Origin of the sequence: Allobosea sp. CCNWLY174 (genome assembly GCF_037120455.1) — a bacterium.
GTDB classification, from domain to species: Bacteria; Pseudomonadota; Alphaproteobacteria; order Rhizobiales; family Beijerinckiaceae; genus Allobosea; species Allobosea lupini.
On record NZ_JBBBBQ010000008.1, the window covers coordinates 246,317 to 262,673 of the forward strand.

Below are 16,357 nucleotides of genomic sequence, written 5' to 3' on the forward strand. Positions count from 1 at the left end.
TCGCCGTCGGCTCAGTTCATCGTCGGGATGACGAAGCTGGCGCCGTCCTTGATGCCCGAAGGCCAGCGCGCCGTCACCGTCTTGGTCTTGGTGTAGAAGCGGATCGAGTCCGGGCCGTGCTGGTTGAGGTCGCCGAAGGAGGAGCGCTTCCAGCCGCCGAAGGTGTAGTAGGCCAGCGGCACCGGGATCGGCACGTTGATGCCGACCATGCCGACCTGGACCTTCGAGGCGAAGTCGCGGGCGGCGTCGCCGTCGAGGGTGTAGATCGCGGTGCCGTTGCCGTATTCGTGGTCGTTGGTCAGCTTCAGCGCCTCGTCATAGCTCTCGGTGCGCAGCACGGAGAGGACCGGGCCGAAGATCTCTTCCTTGTAGATGCGCATGTCCTTGGTGACGTTGTCGAACAGGCAGCCGCCGACATAGAAGCCGTTCTCGTAGCCCTGCATCTTGAAGTCGCGGCCGTCGACGACGAGCTTGGCGCCTTCCTGGATGCCGATGTCGACATAGGACTTGATCTTCTCCATCGCCGCCTTGGTGACGACCGGGCCGTAATCGGCCGAGGTGTCGGTCGAGGGGCCGATCTTCAGGCTCTCGACGCGGGGAATGAGCCGCTTGACCAGCTCGTCCGCGGTGGCCTTGCCGACCGGGACGGCGACCGAGATTGCCATGCAACGCTCGCCGGCCGAGCCGTAGCCGGCGCCGATCAGCGCGTCGACGGCCTGGTCCATGTCGGCGTCAGGCATGATGATCATGTGGTTCTTGGCGCCGCCGAAGCACTGCACGCGCTTACCATTGGCGCAGCCGCGGGCGTAGATGTACTCGGCGATCGGGGTCGAGCCGACGAAGCCGACGGCCTTGATGTCGTGGTCGTCGAGGATGGCGTCGACCGCTTCCTTGTCGCCGTTGACGACATTGAGGATGCCGGGAGGGCCGCCGGCCTCGATGAACAGCTCGGCGAGGCGCATCGGCACGCCGGGATCGCGCTCGGACGGCTTCAGGATGAAGGCGTTGCCGCAGGCGATGGCGGGGCCGAGCTTCCAGAGCGGGATCATCGCCGGGAAGTTGAACGGGGTGATGCCGGCGACGACGCCGAGCGGCTGGCGCAGCGAGTAGATGTCGATTCCGGGGCCGGCGCCGTCGGTGAACTCGCCCTTCATCAGGTTGGGCACGCCGAGCGAGAACTCGATCACCTCGACGCCACGCTGGATGTCGCCCTTGGCGTCGGGAATGGTCTTGCCGTGCTCGCGGGCGAGCAGTTCGGCGAGCTCGTCATTGTTCTGCGCGATCAGGTCGAGGAACTTCATCAGCACGCGGGCGCGGCGCTGCGGATTGACCGCCGCCCATTTCGGCTGGGCCTCGGCGGCGTTCTCGACCGCGGTGCGCATCTCGGCGGCGGAGGCGAGCGCAACCTTGCCGATCACCGAGCCGTCCATCGGCTGGTAGACGTCGGCCGTGCGGCCCGAGGTGCCAGCGACGTGCTTGCCGCCGATGAAGTGACCGATCTGACGCATGGCGTCCTCCCCTAAAGTCGTGTGACGCTGATTTGAGCTACCCCTATCATTATCGTTTGCGCACGGCTATAGGCGGATATCGGCGGGCGTCGTGCAAAAAAACAGATACGGGAGGAGCGCCATGGAACGGTTCGACTGGGACGACCTGCGTTTCTTCCTTGCCGTCGCCCGCTCGGGCCGGCTCACCGCGGCGGCGCGCCGTCTTGGCGCGGACCACGCCACCGTCTCGCGCCGCATCACCTCGCTTGAGGAATCGCTCAAGGCCAAGCTGTTCGAGCGCCGCCCACAGGGCTATGCGCTGACCGGCCATGGCGAGCAGTTGCTGGCCAAGGCAGAAAGCATGGAAACCGAGGCGCTGGCGATCCAGAGCGAGATCGGCGGCGCCGACATGGCGCTCTCCGGCACGGTCCGGATCGGCGCGCCCGATGGTTTCGGCTCGACCTTCCTCGCCTCGCGTTTCGCCGGTCTCGCCAAGTCCTATCCCGGGCTGGAGCTGCAGCTCATCGCGATGCCGCGCCTGCTCTCATTGTCGAAGCGCGAGGCGGATGTCGCCATCACGCTGGCCCCCCCTAAGGAGGGCAAGGTCGTCGCCCGCAAGCTCTGCGACTACCGGCTCGGCCTTTACGCCGCGCAGAACTATCTCGACGCCATGCCGAAGATCACGGCAGCCGAGGATCTCTTCGGCCATCGCATCGTCGGCTATATCGACGACCTGATCTTCACGCCCGAGCTCGACTATCTCGACGAGGTCGCCAAGGGCTTGCGGGCCCATATCCAGAGCTCCAGCGTGCTAGCGCAGATGAACGCCGTCGCGGCCGGCGCCGGCATCGGCGTGATCCACCATTTCATGGCGGTCGACGAACCCAGGCTGGTGCCGGTGCTGCCCGAGAGCGTGTCGATCACGCGCTCGTTCTGGCTGCTCGTCCATGCCGACCTCAAGGACGTGGCCCGGGTGCGGGCGGTCGTCGACTTCATCGTGCGCGAGTCGAAGGCGAGCCGCGCCTTGTTGATGGGCGAGCTGGCGGCAGCCGGCGGCGCGCGCCTCGCCGCGGCAAGCTGACGCTGCGTGCTCAGCCCGCGAGGCGCACGCAGTTGCGTCCCTCGCGCTTGGCCGCATAGAGCGCCCGGTCCGCGGCGATCAGCTGCTGGTCGAAATTGCCGGCACCATCGATCTCTGCAACGCCGATCGACGCCGTCAGCGTGACCTGCTGACCGCCCACGGTTAGGGTCTCGTGCGAGACGTCGAGCCGGATGTGGTCGCTGAGCCGCATCGCCGCCTTGGCGTCGACACCAGGGAACAGGATGGCGAATTCCTCGCCGCCGATGCGGGCGAGCAAATGGCCGCTGCCTTCCACCGACTGGGCGAGGCAGCGCGCCACATTGGCGAGCGCCCGGTCGCCGAAATCATGACCGTGGCTGTCGTTCAACTGCTTGAAGTCGTCGATATCGAGGATGGCGACGGCGCTCTTGCGCTTCTTCGCCTGCGCCTCCTCGATCAGCCTGCCGGCGTTGGCGAAGAAATGGCGGCGATTGAACAGCCCGGTCAAAGCATCGCGGGAGGCGAGGCTATGGAGCTGCTCGAGCTGTTCGAGCGTCTCGACATTGCTCGCGATCCGGCATTGCAGCTCTTCCGGGATGAAGGGCATCGAGATGAAGTCGTTGGCGCCGGCCTTGAGGAAGCCGACCGAGACCATGCGGTCGCTCGACGAGGAGACGCCGATCAGGCGCAGCCGGTCGGAGGCGAACTCGCGGCGAATGCGCCGCGTCAGCTCGTAACCATCCATGTCGGGCATGTAATAGTCGCTGACGACCAGCTTGATGTCGGGATCGTCCTTGAGAAGGGCCAGCGCCTCGTCCCCGGAGGCGACCTCGATCACCTCGTATTGCTGGACCTTCAGCATATGGGCGAGCAGCTTGCGCGTTGCCGATGTGTCGTCGACGACGAGGATGCGGGTCTGGCGGTTGCCGAGCGCACGCCTGGCGGTCCCGACCACTGTCTCGAGCGTGAAGGCGCTGTCCTTCGGGACGTAATCGATGACGTCGCGCTCCATGATCCGGTTGCGCGTCTCGATGTCGAAGCTGGCGGTGTGGACGATGGTCGGGATTCCGCGCTGGACGGTGAAGTCGATGGCTTCGCCGCGTGGCGCGTCGGGAAGGTTGAGGTCGACCACGGCGAGGGTGAAGGCGGCGCGATCCTCGGTGACGACCTCGTGCAATTCGTTGAGCGACTGGCAAACGACGATGGGCAGCTGAAGCTCGGTCTCGAGGCGGCGCGAGAGCGCCAGCGCGTAGGTCCGCGAATCCTCGACGAGAAGGACCTTGAGCTCCTCAGTGATGGGTTCGCTCTCGCGGCGTCCGGTTGCGCGATAGGCCATTGAGCTCACGAGTCCCTGGTCGGTGCCAGCAGGGTTTGCGGCAGGTTTCGAGCTCTGCTTTGCGATGAAAAGGCGAACTCCATGCGGCAGACCTTCCTGCCGCAACGTTAATTTGGGTTTAACCAGCACCTGTCGCGCGGGGGTGATAGGGGGTGCTTATCGCTGTTGCGGGAGTGCTGCAGTTCAGATCCGCCAGGGCAGGATGTTGGCCGGCAATTTGCGGCCGAGCGCGTCGAGCCCGAGCATGACCGCGAGGATCACCGCGCAGGCGCTGATCGCCACGGCCGCTGCTTCGCCGGCGAGTCCGGCTTCCTTCAGGCTGAACAGCACGACGCCGAGCGTCTCGGTGCCGGAGGACCAGAGCAGGGCCGAGACGGTGAGCTCGTTGAAGGCGACGAGGAAGACCATCAGCCCGCTGACGGCGGCTGCCGGCGCCAGGATCGGGGCGACGATGAAGCGCAGCATCTGCCAGAGCGTGACGCCGTCCAGCTTCGCGGCTTCCTCGTGATGCGCCTCGATCTGCGCCATCGCCGCGACCGGGGCCTTCAGCGCCAGCGGCAGGAAGCGTGCGACATAGGCGAACAGGATGATGAAGGGCGTGGCGTAGATGCTGACGCCGATCAGCGGCAGCGGCTTCAGGAACATCAGGATGCAGGCGATGGCCAGCACGACGCCGGGCAGGGCATAGGGCAGCTCGATCACCACCGCGACCACGCGCCGGAGCTTGCCCATGCGCCGCTCCAGTCCATAGGCGAAGGCGATCGAGAGGAGGGCCAGCAACACTGCGGCCGAGCCTGCAAAGAAGAAGGAGTTGCGGAAGGCGCGCACCGTCACGTCTTGCCGCAGCAGCACCTCGGCGAACTTGTCGAAGGTGAGGTTCTGCCAGGTCAGCGCGACGCCGAGTGCTGGCGTCAGCGCCTCGCCGAGCAGTGCCAGCAGCGGCAGGCCGAGCTTGAGCGCGATCAGCAGCCAGAGACCGACGGCTACGAAGGGACGCGCGGCTCCCAGCTGCCAGAAGGGTTGCAGCGGCCGTTCGATCTCGACCTTGCCGCCGCCGCGCCGGGTTGCGAGCAGGCCGGCGACGATGCCGAGGCCGGCGACGAGCACGACCAGCAGCGAGAGCGCGGCCGCGTCCGGCAGCCCGGCCGGGCCGAAGCTCGACAGCCGGCGATAGATCAGCGTCGGCAGCGTGAGGTAGTTCACCGGCAGGCCAAGCAAAGCCGGGATGCCGAAATTGCCGATGCCGGCGACGAAGGCGAGCAGGGCCGCGGCCATGATCTGCGGCCGCAGCACCGGCAAAAGAATGCGCGCGACGATGGTGGCGGGCGCCGCCCCCTCCATCTGCGCGGCCTCGACCAGCGTATGTGGCACGCTGCGCAGACCGGTCCAGAGAGTGATGGCGACCAGCGGCGCATGATGCAGGGCCATCACCAGGATGATGCCGCCGCGTCCCAGCAGCGGATTGGGCGTGCCGGGCGCCGGCGCCAGCCCGAGTATGCCCAGCAGGGCCGAGTTCGGCGCGAACAGGCTGAGGAAGGCCAGCGCCGCAACCTGCGGCGCGACCATCATCGAGAAGACCAGCGCGAAGGCGAGCGGGCGCTTGCCGCGGACATCGGTGACGGCGAGCAGGATCGCCGCCATTCCACCGATAAGCAAAGCACCGAGCGCTGAAAGCCCGGCCGTCTCGAAGGTGTGCAGGGTCGCGTTGACCGCGGCGCGGCTGGAGATCTCGGCCAGGGCCGCTTCGGGTGCGAACTGCCAGCCCGGCGCGAAGGCGGCGACGAGCAGCCGCAGGAAGGGCAGGGCGCCGAACAGGGTCGCGCAGAGCAGGACCAGCGCCGGCAGGCCGAGGCCGGCCGGCAACGCGAGGCCGGGCAGGACCGGGCGGATGCCGGTCTGCCTCAGCTCGGCGGGGGCTGCGAGCGTCATCGTGTCGGCGCCTGGGGCTGGATTCCGTCGGGCTCAGCCTTCGAAGATCGCGCTGAAGCGCTTGCGGGCGGCCGGCTCGTCGGCCAGCGCCTTGGCCGCGTCGAAAGGCATCAGCTTGATCGCGCCGCGGGCCGGGTAGCCGGCCGGCAGGGCGACATCCGGATGGGCCGAGACATAGCCCTGCTTCAGCGCCAGCTCCTGGCCGTCCTTGGAGATCAGGAAATCGACCAGGGCCTTGGCGGCCTCGGGATTCTTGCTGCTCTTCAGGATCGCGACCGGCTCGCTCACCGCCGAGACGCCTTCCTTCGGGAAGACGAATTCGACCGGCGCGCCCTTGGCTTTCTCGCGGATCGGCATGAAGTCGACGATCATGCCGTAGAGCTTCTCGCCGGTGGCGACCTGGCGCAGGATGTCGCCATTGGCGCCGGCGGCGAGCGTGCCATTCTCCTTCAGCTTCTCGTAGAAGCTCCAGCCGCCGGGCAGGTTGCCGGTCAGCGTGATCGTGTGGATCATCGCGGCGCCCGAATTCAGCGGGCTCGGCATGGCGAGCTGGTTCTTGGCCTCCGGCTTGGCGAGGTCGAGCCAGCTCTCCGGCTTCAGCGCCGCCTTGGTGTTGTAGACGATGCCGGTGGTGATCAGCTTGGTCGCGAACCACATCTTCGCGGAGTCGTGCACGCCGGCCGGGAAGGCCGAGACATCGGCCTTGTCATGGGCGAGCAGGCGGCCTTCCTTCTTCAGGCCCTCCATGGTCACGGCATCGGCGATCAGCAGCACGTCGGCCTGCGGCGCGCCGGCCTCGATCTCGGCCCGGAGCTTGGCCATCACGCGCGGCGTGCCGTCGCGCACGAAGCTGACCTCGACCTTGGGATACTTCGCCTTGAAGGCGTCGATCGTCTGCTGGGCGTCGGTGTTGGGCTGGCTCGTATAGAGCACGAGCTTGCCTTCGACCGCGCCGGCGGTGTCGATCGCCGGCAGGGCCAGGCCGAGCGCAAGGACGGCGGTGATTGCGAGGGCGCGCATATGAAACTCCGCAGGTCTGCCGCGCGGCGAGAGCGCGCGAACGTCAGGACATGAATCTTGCGGCGCGGGGTAAGCCGCGCGCATGACACATCAGTGACATCGTCCTCTTTGACGCGGCCGGGCTGCGCCGTCAAAGCCGATTCACGTCGGTGCGGCAGAAGGGAACGAGGACACGTGCGATCGAACATCGCATGAAAATCGTGCAACCCAGCCGCTTGTGAGTTGCATGGCTCATCGACTAGTGTTTATGAGGACTAGGGCACAAAAAGCTCAATCTAAACGTTTTAAATGGGAGGATACCATGAAATTCGTGCGTTCTCTGGCTGCCGGTGCAGCCTTGGCCGCAATCGCCGCCGGCTGGTCCGGAGCGGCGCTTGCCCAGGAGACGGTGACCGTCTGGTTCACCAAGGGCTTCTACAAGGGCGAGGACGACGCGCTGCTCGCCGTCGTAGACAAGTTCCAGAAGGCGACCGGCGTCAAGGTCGATCTCTCCCTTTATGCCACCGAGGACTGCGTGACCAAGTCGGTGGGCGCGGTCCAGGCGGGCACGCCGCCCGATGTCGGCTTCTGCACGACCTACGATTTCCGCACCACCGGGCAGTGGGCCTTCGAGGGCAAGCTCGAGGACGTCACCGACGTGCTGGAGCCGATCAAGGCGCAGATCCAGCCGCAGGCGCTGGCGACGACCTTCCTGATGAACGACAAGACCAAGAAGAAGGCCTACTACGCCTTCCCGGTCCAGCAGCAGATGATGCACATCACCTACTGGAAAGACATGCTGGAAGAGGCCGGCTTCAAGGAAAGCGATATCCCGAAGGGCTGGGATGGCTATTGGGACTTCTGGTGCGACAAGGTCCAGGGCGCGCTGCGCGCCAAGGGCAAGCGCATCTATGCCGTCGGCCATCCGATGGGCGTCGCCGCTTCCGACACCTTCTATTCCTTCCTGACCTTCGCCAACGCCCACAACGCCAAGGTCGTCGACGAGGACGGCAAGATCGTGCTCGACCAGCCGGCCAACAAGGCTGCGATGGTCAAGGCGGTGAAGGATTACGCCAACATCTCCCAGCGCGGCTGCACGCCGCCCTCCTCGGTGAACTGGCTCGACCCCGACAACAACGTCGCCTTCCACAACCGCACGACGGTGCTGACCCACAACGCCACGATCTCGATCGCGGCCAAGCACCTCGACGACATGAACAACCAAGCGCTCACCCAGGAGCAGCGCGACCAGGCCAAGAAGAACTACTACGACAACATCCGCACGGCCGAGTTCCCGAACAAGCCTGACGGCTCGCCGATGACCAACCTCGCCGCGGTCAAGACGGCAGTCGTCTTCGCCGATGGCAAGAACAAGAAGCGCGGCAAGGAATTCATGGCCTTCATGATGAAGGACGAGAACCTGCGTCCCTTCGTCGAGGGCTCGGTTGGCCGCTGGTTCCCGACCACGGTCGAGGCCGCCAAGGCCGAGTTCTGGACGGGTGCGGACCCGCACCGCAAGATCGTCTACAAGCAGTACACGGATGGCACCACGCCGTTCCAGTTCGTCTACAACTACAAGTTCACCACGGTGAACGCCGAGAACGTCTGGGCCAAGGCGGTCAACCGCGTGCTGGTCGACAAGGTCACGCCGGAGCAGGCGGTCGACGAGATGATCGCCCGCATCAAGCAGATCGCCGGCTGACGCCGGCATAAGGCAAGCCGACAAACAGGGCATCCCGCAGCGCAACCTCGCTGCGGGATGCCGACCCGTCTTCGACGGCGGGGCGCGTATCGAGGGAGAACACCAGAATGACCACGGCAGCGATGGCTCCCCCAGCAACCGCTTCGAGCGAAGCAACCTCCGGACAGGCGCGGGACCGCGTGTTCTGGGGCGTGCTCATGCTCGCACCCTATCTTCTCGTCTTCGCTGTGATGGTGGTCTATCCGGTTGCCTACGGCCTCTGGCTCGGCCTCAACTGGCAGTCCTACAAGGCGCTCTTCGCCGATCCGATCTTCATCCGCACGCTGGTCAACACCGTCGTCTTCCTGTTCATCGCGGTGAACCTGAAGTTCATCATCGCGCTGTTCCTCTCGGGCTTCTTCGTCCAGCAGCGTGCATGGGTGCGATTCATGCTGGTGCTGTTCATCCTGCCCTGGGCGGTGCCTTCGATCCCGACCATCCTGTCCTTCCGGGTGATGCTCAACCCCGAGAACGGCATGATCAACCAGCAGCTTTTCCACTGGTTCGGCATCGTCGAGGGGCCGGGCTGGCTGACCGATCCGACGCTGGCCTTCGCCTCCTCGATCATGGTCCATATCTGGAAGTCACTGCCGTTCTGGACACTGATCCTCGTCACCGGCCGGCTCGCCATCGCGCAGGATCTCTATGAGGCGGCCAGCGTCGACGGCGCCAACAAATGGCAGCAGTTCCGCTTCATCACCTGGCCCTCGCTGGCGACGCTCTACGTCACCTCGACCCTGCTCTCGATGATCTGGACGCTGGGTGACTTCAACAGCGTCTACCTGCTCACCGGCGGTGGTCCCGGCGACCTCAACCACGTGCTGGCGACGCTCGGCATCCGCTACATGCGCAACAACAATCTCGACCTCGGCATCGCCTCGATCATCTGCGCGATGCCGCTGATCCTGCCCATGGTCTGGTTCATGGTGAAGCGTCTCTCGAAGGGATCCGAATGATGAAAAAGGTTCTCGACGAGGGCAAGCTGATCCTGATCGCCATTCCTGTGCTGATCTGGACGCTGCTGCCGATCTACCATCTCTTCGTGCTGTCGATCTCGACGCAGGAATCGATGCTCGCCGGCAAGCTCTGGCCGGAGAAGCCGACGCTGCAGAACTTCCAGATCGTCTTCAACCAGCAGCACTACTACCTGACGAACTTCTGGCTGCAGCTGTTCAACAGCTTCATGATCGCGATCGCGACCGGGCTGCTCACCCTGTTCATCGCGACCTGCGCCGCCTTCGCCATCTCGCGGCTGAAGGCGCCGGGCGGCCGCTCGATCATGAACTTCGCGCTGGCGACCTATCTGATTCCGGCCGCCTTCCTCGCCATCCCCATGTACAAGGCGATGGGCACGTTCGGGCTGCTCAACACCCGCGTCGCGCTGATCCTGGCCATGGTGGCGCTGGCTTCGCCCTATGCGATCTGGGTGCTGAAGCAGGCCTCCGACAAGCTGCCCAAGGAGCTCGACGAAGCTGCGATCATGGACGGCGCCAACTCGCTGCAGCTCTTCCGGCTGGTCTATCTGCCGCTGATGAAGCCCTCGATGGTGGTGATCGGCATCTACGCGCTGCTGCTCGCCTGGAACGAGTATCTCTACGCCTTCCTGCTGCTCTCCAGCGAAAAGGCGGTGCCGCTCGCGGTGGGCCTCGGGCTCTTCCTCTCGGCCGATGATGCGCCCTGGAACCTCTTGATGACGGCCGGCCTGATCTACGCCATCCCGCCCGCGGTGATCTATTACGGCTTCCGCAAGAACATGGTCACCGGCCTGACCGCGGGTGCGGTGAAGAGCTGACGAAAGCATCGACGAAGCGACCCTGCCGGGGCTGGTGCAGGGCCGGGTTGCTTCGCTTTCGCTCGCAATGACGGTCGGCAGGCGTCATATTGATGGCATGACCGACAGCAACCGATACGGATGACGCGATGACCGCCTCCAAGCTCGACCAGCTCCGCGCCATGACCACCGTAGTCGCCGACACCGGCGACATCGAGGCCGTACGCCGCCTCAAGCCGGTCGATTGCACCACCAATCCGACGCTGCTGCTCAAGGCGGTTGAGACGCCGGCCTATGCCGGTCTCGTCGAGGAGGCGATCGCCTGGGGCAAGCGCCAGGACGGTGCGGGCGCGGTCGAGGCGGTCTGCGACCGGCTGGCCGTCACCTTCGGCACCGAACTGACCAAGATCGTCCCCGGCCGGGTCTCGACCGAGGTCGATGCCGATCTCTCCTTCGACACCGAGGCGACGCTCGCCAAGGCGCGCGCCATCATCGCGGCCTACGAGGAGCGCGGCATCGGGCGCGAGCGCATCCTGATCAAGATCGCCTCGACCTGGGAGGGCATCGAGGCTGCGCGCGTCCTGCAGGCCGAGGGCATCGACTGCAACCTGACCCTGCTCTTTGCTTTACCGCAGGCGGTCGCGGCAGCCGATGCCAAGGCCTTCCTGATCTCGCCTTTCGTCGGCCGCATCCTCGACTGGCACGTCAAAGCCGGCGGCGGCCCCTACACCGCGGAGACCGATCCCGGCGTCGTCTCGGTGAAGAGCATCTATGCCTATTACAAGGCCTTCGGGATCAAGACCGTGGTCATGGGCGCCTCCTTCCGCAACATCGGCGAGATCGAGGCACTCGCCGGCTGCGACCGGCTGACGATCGGCCCCAGCCTGCTCGACGAGCTCGCTGGCGCGACCGGCAACCTCCCGCGCAGATTGTCGCCGGCAGCCTCGCCGCAAGTCGGATCCCCTGAAGGCGCGAAGAAGATCACGCTCGACGAGAAGTCCTTCCGCTTCGCCATGAACGAGGATGCGATGGCGACCGAGAAGCTCGCCGAGGGCATTCGCGGCTTCGTCAAGGACCTGCGCAGCCTGCGCAAGCTCGTCGCCGCCAAGCTCGACGAGGCGAAGGCGGCGTGAGCCTGACGGACTCGGCGAAGATCGCCGTTACCGGTCACGCCAGCGCAATCGGCCGCGCGACTTACTGAAGCTGAGAGACGGCGGTCGCGGCCGGCTGGGCAGGCGCTGCCGGGGTGGTGGAGGAGCCGCCGAAATAAGCGCGTCCACCGGCTGCCGCCTGCAGCAGATGCTGCTGTCCCTTCGGCAGTTTCCTGCTGTCGACGAGTGCCGTGAAGGCGGCCGGCCTATGCTGGGAGGTGCTTCGGCCGTCGAAGACGACGACGCCGGAACGTGTCACGACGATGTCGCCTTTGCGCAGTGTCGGGTCGTTCAGATACCAGTAGGGATCGCTCGCCGCATCGAGCTTGACGGCGGGCTCGGGCGGCTTAGTCGTCGTCGCCGCAGCGCGCGGCTTCTGCCGCTTCGGCTGCACGGTCATCTCGAAAGGGTCGCCGATTGCCGCCGGTGGCGTCGGGCGAGCCCCGAAAATGCGGGCCAGATCGTCAAAGAAGCCGGCAGCCTTGGCCGGCGCCGTCACGGATAGTCCGATCGCGCCCGCGATAGCCATCGTCAGAGCCAGTTGCCGTGCCATTGTCCTTCTCCGTTGCTCGCCTGTCTCCAACGAGGTGCGGGCCAGAAAGTTCAATGGCGTCGTCAGAGCCGAATCCGACCGGGCCGAAGCGACCCGATCGGCAAATCGAACCAGGTCAGCCTTGCGCCGCGATCGCTTCGGCGCGGATGGTCGAGAGCGATTTCGCCGGCGTGATCGCCTCGGGATCGAGCAGGCAGTGGATGATCGCCGGCTTGCCGCTGGCGACGGCGCGCTCGAAGGCCGGCGCGAACTCCTCAGTGGTCTCGACCCTTTCGCCATGGCCGCCGAAGGCCTTGGCGTAGGCGGCGAAGTCAGGGTTCTTCAGCGTCGTCGCCGAGACGCGGCCGGGATAGTGCTTCTCCTGGTGCATGCGGATGGTGCCGTACATGCCGTTGTCGACGACGATGACGATGACAGGCAGTTCGTACTGCACCGCCGTCGCGAAATCCTGGCCGTTCATCAGGAAGCAGCCATCGCCGGCAAAGGCGATCACCGTCCGGTCCGGAAAGAGCCGCTTGGCGCCGATCGCCGCCGGCACGCCATAGCCCATGGAGCCCGAGGTCGGCGCGAGCTGCGTCGCGAACTTGGTGAAGCGGTGGAAGCGGTGCACCCAAGTGGCATAGTTGCCAGCCCCGTTGCATAGGATGGCGTCGGCGGGGATGTTGCGGCGCAGCCAGGTTACCATCTCGCCGGGATGGAATTTGCCGGGCACCGGTGCCGGCTGTTCGCTCCAGGCTAGATAGGCGTCATGCGCCTCGGCGGCCGCACCGGCCCACGGGATCACCTGCGGCGGGTGCACCGTCTCGATCGCGGCGCAGAAGGCGGTCGGCGAAGCGTTGATCGCCAGCTCCGGCCGATAGACGCGGCCGAGTTCTTCCGGATCGGGATGGACATGGACCAGCGGCCGGCCCGGATTGGGAATACCGAACAGCGTATAGGACTGGCTCGGCATCTCCGACAGTCTCCCGCCGACCAGAAGGGCCAGGTCGCTATCCTGGATGCGCTTAAGCAGCTTCGGATTGGGGCCGATGCCGAGATCCCCGGCGAAATTCGGATGATCGGCCGGGAAGATCATCTGCCGGCGGAAGGAGACCGCGACCGGCAGGTCGAAGCGTTCGGCGAAGCGCTGGAAGCGCGCGATCGCCTGCGGGTCCCATCGCGAGCCGCCGAGGATGGCGATCGGCGCCTTCGCCGCCCAGAGCCGCTTCTGCAGGTCGATCGTCTGCGAAAGCGAGGGGTGCGTCTCGGTGACCTGATAAGGCTGCGCGTCCGGGACGTCGGCGAGGTCGGTCAGCACGTCCTCCGGCAGCGCGATCACCACCGGGCCGGGCCGGCCGGCGGTGGCGACATGGAAGGCGCGACTGATGATCTCGGGGATGCGCGCGGCATCGTCGATCTCGGTCGCCCATTTGGTCATCGTGCCGAAGACGGCGCGATAGTCGAGCTCCTGAAAGGCCTCGCGCTCGCGCATGCCGCGCTCGATCTGGCCGACGAACAGGATCATCGGGGTCGAGTCCTGGTCGGCGATATGGATGCCTGGCGAGGCGTTGGTCGCGCCGGGGCCGCGCGTCACGAAGCAGATGCCGGGCTTGCCGGTGAGCTTGCCGGCGGCCTCCGCCATCATCGCCGCGCCGCCCTCGGCCCGGCAGATGGTGACCTTCATGTCGGCGTCATGCAGCGCGTCGAGCACGGCAAGATAGCTCTCGCCGGGCACGCAGAAGGCGTCGGTCGCGCCGTGGATTAGGAGTTGGTCGACGAGGATCTGCCCACCAGTGCGCTCAGCCATTATGCGGCCCTCCCCAGGCCGGGTCGTTCAGGATTTCGTCGGCATGCTCGCCAAGGCGCGGGCTCGGCCGGCTCGCGACCTGCCTGATGCCGTCGAGCACGATCGGCGAGGCGACGGTCGGGGTCGAGCCGGCCTTGGCCGCCGGATTCTTGAGGTCGACGCGCACGCCGCGCGCTTCCACCTGCGGATCGGCGAAGACCTCCTCGATCGTGTTGATCGGGCCGGCCGGCACGCCGACCGCTTCCAGCTTCGCCAGGAGGTCGAGCTTGGCGAAGCGGCTGGTCAGCGCGTTGAGGCGCGCGGTCAGCGCCACGCGGTTGGCGACGCGCGAGCGGTTGTCGATGTAGTCGGGCTCGCTGGCAAAGCCCGCATCGCCGACGACCTCGCAGAGCTTGCGCCACTGCCCGTCATTGCCGGTGGCGATGATGATGTGCCCGTCGGCCACCGGGAAGACGTCATAGGGCACGATGTTCGGGTGCGCGTTGCCGAGGCGCTGCGGCGCCTTGCCGGAGGTGAGATAGTTCATCGCCTGGTTGCCGAGCACGGCGACCTGCGCATCGAGCAGCGCCATGTCGAGCACGGCGCCTTCGCCGGTCGTATCGCGCCGGCGCAAGGCGGCGAGGATGCCGGTCGTGGCATAGAGGCCGGTATAGATGTCGGCCACGGCATAGCCCGCCTTCATCGGCGCGCCCTGCGGTTCGCCGGTGACCGACATCGGCCCGCCCATGCCCTGGACCAGGAAGTCGTAGCCGGCGCGCGGCGCATAGGGGCCGTCCTGGCCGAAGCCGGTGACGGAGCAGTAGATCAATCGCGGATAGGCCTTGCGCATCGAGGCTGCGTCGAGCCCGTATTTGACGAGCCCGCCGACCTTGAAGTTTTCGATCACCACATCGGCATGGGCGGCGAGGCGATGCACCAGCGCCTGGCCTTCCTCCGTGCGGAAATCGGCCGTGATCGAGCGCTTGCCGCGATTGGCCGAGTGGAAATAGGCGGCGGAGAGATGCTCGTCGCCCGTGCCCTCGACGAAGGGCGGCCCCCATTTGCGAGTGTCGTCGCCTTCCGGCGCCTCGACCTTGACGACATCGGCGCCGAGATCGGCAAGGAGCTGGCCGATCCAAGGGCCTGCGAGGATGCGCGCCAGTTCGAGGACGCGCAGGCCGGCGAGGGGAGGGGCTGAAGTCATAACGGAGTCCACGCCGTCATCCCGGCCGCAGCGAAGCGGAGAGCCGGGACCCATGCCGGAACGATTCAGGCATGGGTCCCGGGTCGAACTGCGCTCGCCCGGGACGATCCGAGAGGGAGGATCAGAAGAACGCCTGCAGCCCGGTGACGGCCCGGCCGAGGATCAGCGCATGGACGTCGTGCGTGCCCTCATAGGTGTTGACCGTCTCGAGGTTCGCCGCGTGGCGCATGACATGGTACTCGATCGAGATGCCGTTGCCGCCGTGCATGTCGCGAGCCTGGCGGGCGATGTCGAGCGCCTTGCCGCAATTGTTGCGTTTGACGAGGGAGATCATCTCCGGTGCCATCTTGCCCTCATCGAGCAGGCGGCCGACGCGCAGCGAACCCTGCAGGCCGAGCGTGATCTCGGTGACCATGTCGGCGAGCTTTTTCTGGAACAGCTGCGTCTGGGCGAGCGGCTTGTTGAACTGCTTGCGGTCGAGCCCGTATTGGCGGGCGCGGTTGAAGCAATCCTCGGCGGCGCCCATCGCGCCCCAGGAGATGCCGTAGCGGGCGCGGTTGAGGCAGCCGAACGGACCCTTGAGGCCCGAGACGTTCGGGAGCAGGTTCTCTTCCGGCACGATCACGCCGTCCATCACCACTTCGCCCGTGATCGAGGCGCGCAAGCTGAGCTTGCCGCCGATCTTCGGGGCGGAGAGGCCCTTCATGCCTTTTTCGAGGATGAAGCCGCGGATCTGGTTGTCATGCGCTGCCGACTTCGCCCAGACGACGAAGACGTCGGCGATCGGCGAGTTCGAGATCCACATCTTGGATCCCGTCAGCCTGTAGCCGTCGGCGACCTTCTCGGCGCGGGTCTTCATGCCCGCCGGGTCGGAGCCGGCATCCGGCTCGGTCAGGCCGAAGCAGCCGACCCATTCGCCCGAACCGAGCTTGGGCAGGTACTTCTTGCGCTGGTTCTCGTCGCCATAGGCGTAGATCGGGTACATCACCAGCGAGGACTGGACCGACATCATCGAGCGATAGCCGGAGTCGACGCGCTCGACCTCGCGGGCGACCAGACCGTAGGAAACGTAGTTGGCGCCGGCGCAGCCATACTCTTCCGGGACCGTCACGCCGAGCAGGCCGAGCTCGCCCATCTCGTTGAAGATGCCGCGCTCGGTCTTCTCCTCGAGATACGCCTCGGCCACGCGCGGCTGCAGTTTCTCCTGCGCGTATTGGCGTGCCGTGTCGCGGATCAGCCGCTCGTCCTCGGAGAGCTGCTCATCGATCAGGAAGGGGTCTTCCCAGTTGAACTCCGCCAGCTTGTGGCTAGGGGCGGTCTTGCGCGCGGCTTCGGCCATGGTGCTCTCCCTTGTCTTCTTG

Annotated in this window: 14 protein-coding genes; 5 read left to right on the plus strand and 9 right to left on the minus strand. The window is 66.1% G+C overall.

All coding sequences use genetic code 11. The annotated features are described in order from the left end of the window. Positions 1-11: 11 nt before the first annotated feature. Positions 12-1,508, minus strand: a complete 1,497-nt coding sequence (locus V7S63_RS21960) for a CoA-acylating methylmalonate-semialdehyde dehydrogenase (RefSeq protein WP_336531766.1) — start codon at positions 1,506-1,508, stop codon at positions 12-14. A gap of 121 nt (positions 1,509-1,629) precedes the next feature. On the opposite strand from V7S63_RS21960, the gene V7S63_RS21965 reads away from it, so the two are divergent. Then, a complete protein-coding gene (locus V7S63_RS21965; protein WP_091834038.1) occupies positions 1,630-2,568 on the plus strand; it encodes a LysR family transcriptional regulator in 939 nt (312 codons plus the stop codon). Positions 2,569-2,578: 10 nt separating this feature from the next. Here V7S63_RS21965 and V7S63_RS21970 read toward each other — a convergent pair whose 3' ends face one another. The 3 genes from V7S63_RS21970 to V7S63_RS21980 form a co-directional block, all read right to left on the minus strand. Beyond that, positions 2,579-3,883: a diguanylate cyclase gene (locus V7S63_RS21970; protein ID WP_336531767.1), complete on the minus strand. Its 1,305-nt coding sequence runs from the start codon at positions 3,881-3,883 to the stop codon at positions 2,579-2,581. Between the two features lie 183 nt (positions 3,884-4,066). Next, positions 4,067-5,812, minus strand: coding sequence for an ABC transporter permease (locus V7S63_RS21975; protein ID WP_336531768.1), 1,746 nt, complete (start codon positions 5,810-5,812; stop codon positions 4,067-4,069). A 33-nt stretch (positions 5,813-5,845) separates the two neighbouring features. Beyond that, on the minus strand, positions 5,846-6,832 hold the full coding sequence (locus tag V7S63_RS21980) for an ABC transporter substrate-binding protein (RefSeq protein WP_336531769.1): 987 nt from the start codon (positions 6,830-6,832) through the stop codon (positions 5,846-5,848). 310 nt (positions 6,833-7,142) lie between these two features. Between V7S63_RS21980 and V7S63_RS21985 the strand changes: the two genes are divergently transcribed. Beyond that, positions 7,143-8,513 (plus strand): ABC transporter substrate-binding protein, encoded by a 1,371-nt coding sequence (locus V7S63_RS21985; protein WP_442896500.1) that lies wholly within the window; start codon positions 7,143-7,145, stop codon positions 8,511-8,513. Here V7S63_RS21985 and V7S63_RS21990 read toward each other — a convergent pair. Next, entirely contained in the window at positions 8,494-8,712 is a 219-nt protein-coding gene (locus tag V7S63_RS21990; protein WP_336531770.1) for a hypothetical protein, read from the minus strand. The genes V7S63_RS21985 and V7S63_RS21990 overlap by 20 nt on opposite strands. On the opposite strand from V7S63_RS21990, the gene V7S63_RS21995 reads away from it, so the two are divergent. The 3 genes from V7S63_RS21995 to tal all read left to right on the plus strand — a co-directional run bounded on the left by V7S63_RS21995 (position 8,621) and on the right by tal (position 11,456). Then, positions 8,621-9,508, plus strand: a complete 888-nt coding sequence (locus V7S63_RS21995) for a carbohydrate ABC transporter permease (RefSeq protein WP_091834056.1) — start codon at positions 8,621-8,623, stop codon at positions 9,506-9,508. The genes V7S63_RS21990 and V7S63_RS21995 overlap by 92 nt on opposite strands. Next, positions 9,508-10,344, plus strand: coding sequence for a carbohydrate ABC transporter permease (locus V7S63_RS22000; protein ID WP_244543815.1), 837 nt, complete (start codon positions 9,508-9,510; stop codon positions 10,342-10,344). Before V7S63_RS21995 ends, V7S63_RS22000 begins: the two co-directional genes overlap by 1 nt. A 128-nt stretch (positions 10,345-10,472) precedes the next feature. Next, complete coding sequence (gene tal / locus V7S63_RS22005; RefSeq protein WP_336531771.1) at positions 10,473-11,456, plus strand: transaldolase; 984 nt, start codon at positions 10,473-10,475, stop codon at positions 11,454-11,456. 61 nt (positions 11,457-11,517) lie between these two features. Here tal and V7S63_RS22010 read toward each other — a convergent pair whose 3' ends face one another. From V7S63_RS22010 to V7S63_RS22025, 4 genes are all read right to left on the minus strand, one after another. Next, on the minus strand, positions 11,518-12,027 hold the full coding sequence (locus V7S63_RS22010; protein WP_336531772.1) for a hypothetical protein: 510 nt from the start codon (positions 12,025-12,027) through the stop codon (positions 11,518-11,520). 115 nt (positions 12,028-12,142) lie between these two features. Continuing rightward, complete coding sequence (locus tag V7S63_RS22015) at positions 12,143-13,813, minus strand: thiamine pyrophosphate-binding protein (protein WP_336531773.1); 1,671 nt, start codon at positions 13,811-13,813, stop codon at positions 12,143-12,145. Beyond that, positions 13,806-14,996, minus strand: a complete 1,191-nt coding sequence (locus V7S63_RS22020) for a CaiB/BaiF CoA transferase family protein (RefSeq protein WP_336531774.1) — start codon at positions 14,994-14,996, stop codon at positions 13,806-13,808. Before V7S63_RS22020 ends, V7S63_RS22015 begins: the two co-directional genes overlap by 8 nt. A 121-nt stretch (positions 14,997-15,117) precedes the next feature. Next, positions 15,118-16,335, minus strand: coding sequence for an acyl-CoA dehydrogenase (locus V7S63_RS22025; protein ID WP_336531775.1), 1,218 nt, complete (start codon positions 16,333-16,335; stop codon positions 15,118-15,120). Between the last annotated feature and the right edge of the window lie 22 nt (positions 16,336-16,357).

Bases quoted from the DNA above. Each gene is read 5' to 3' on its own strand.
- V7S63_RS21960 (WP_336531766.1), bottom strand. From the start codon at position 1,508: ATGCGTCAGATCGGTCACTTCATCGGCGGCAAGCACGTCGCTGGCACC.
- V7S63_RS21965 (WP_091834038.1), top strand. From the start codon at position 1,630: ATGGAACGGTTCGACTGGGACGACCTGCGTTTCTTCCTTGCCGTCGCC.
- V7S63_RS21970 (WP_336531767.1), bottom strand. From the start codon at position 3,883: ATGGCCTATCGCGCAACCGGACGCCGCGAGAGCGAACCCATCACTGAG.
- V7S63_RS21975 (WP_336531768.1), bottom strand. From the start codon at position 5,812: ATGACGCTCGCAGCCCCCGCCGAGCTGAGGCAGACCGGCATCCGCCCG.
- V7S63_RS21980 (WP_336531769.1), bottom strand. From the start codon at position 6,832: ATGCGCGCCCTCGCAATCACCGCCGTCCTTGCGCTCGGCCTGGCCCTG.
- V7S63_RS21995 (WP_091834056.1), top strand. From the start codon at position 8,621: ATGACCACGGCAGCGATGGCTCCCCCAGCAACCGCTTCGAGCGAAGCA.
- V7S63_RS21990 (WP_336531770.1), bottom strand. From the start codon at position 8,712: ATGAGCACGCCCCAGAACACGCGGTCCCGCGCCTGTCCGGAGGTTGCT.
- V7S63_RS22000 (WP_244543815.1), top strand. From the start codon at position 9,508: ATGAAAAAGGTTCTCGACGAGGGCAAGCTGATCCTGATCGCCATTCCT.
- tal (WP_336531771.1), top strand. From the start codon at position 10,473: ATGACCGCCTCCAAGCTCGACCAGCTCCGCGCCATGACCACCGTAGTC.
- V7S63_RS22010 (WP_336531772.1), bottom strand. From the start codon at position 12,027: ATGGCACGGCAACTGGCTCTGACGATGGCTATCGCGGGCGCGATCGGA.
- V7S63_RS22015 (WP_336531773.1), bottom strand. From the start codon at position 13,813: ATGGCTGAGCGCACTGGTGGGCAGATCCTCGTCGACCAACTCCTAATC.
- V7S63_RS22020 (WP_336531774.1), bottom strand. From the start codon at position 14,996: ATGACTTCAGCCCCTCCCCTCGCCGGCCTGCGCGTCCTCGAACTGGCG.
- V7S63_RS22025 (WP_336531775.1), bottom strand. From the start codon at position 16,335: ATGGCCGAAGCCGCGCGCAAGACCGCCCCTAGCCACAAGCTGGCGGAG.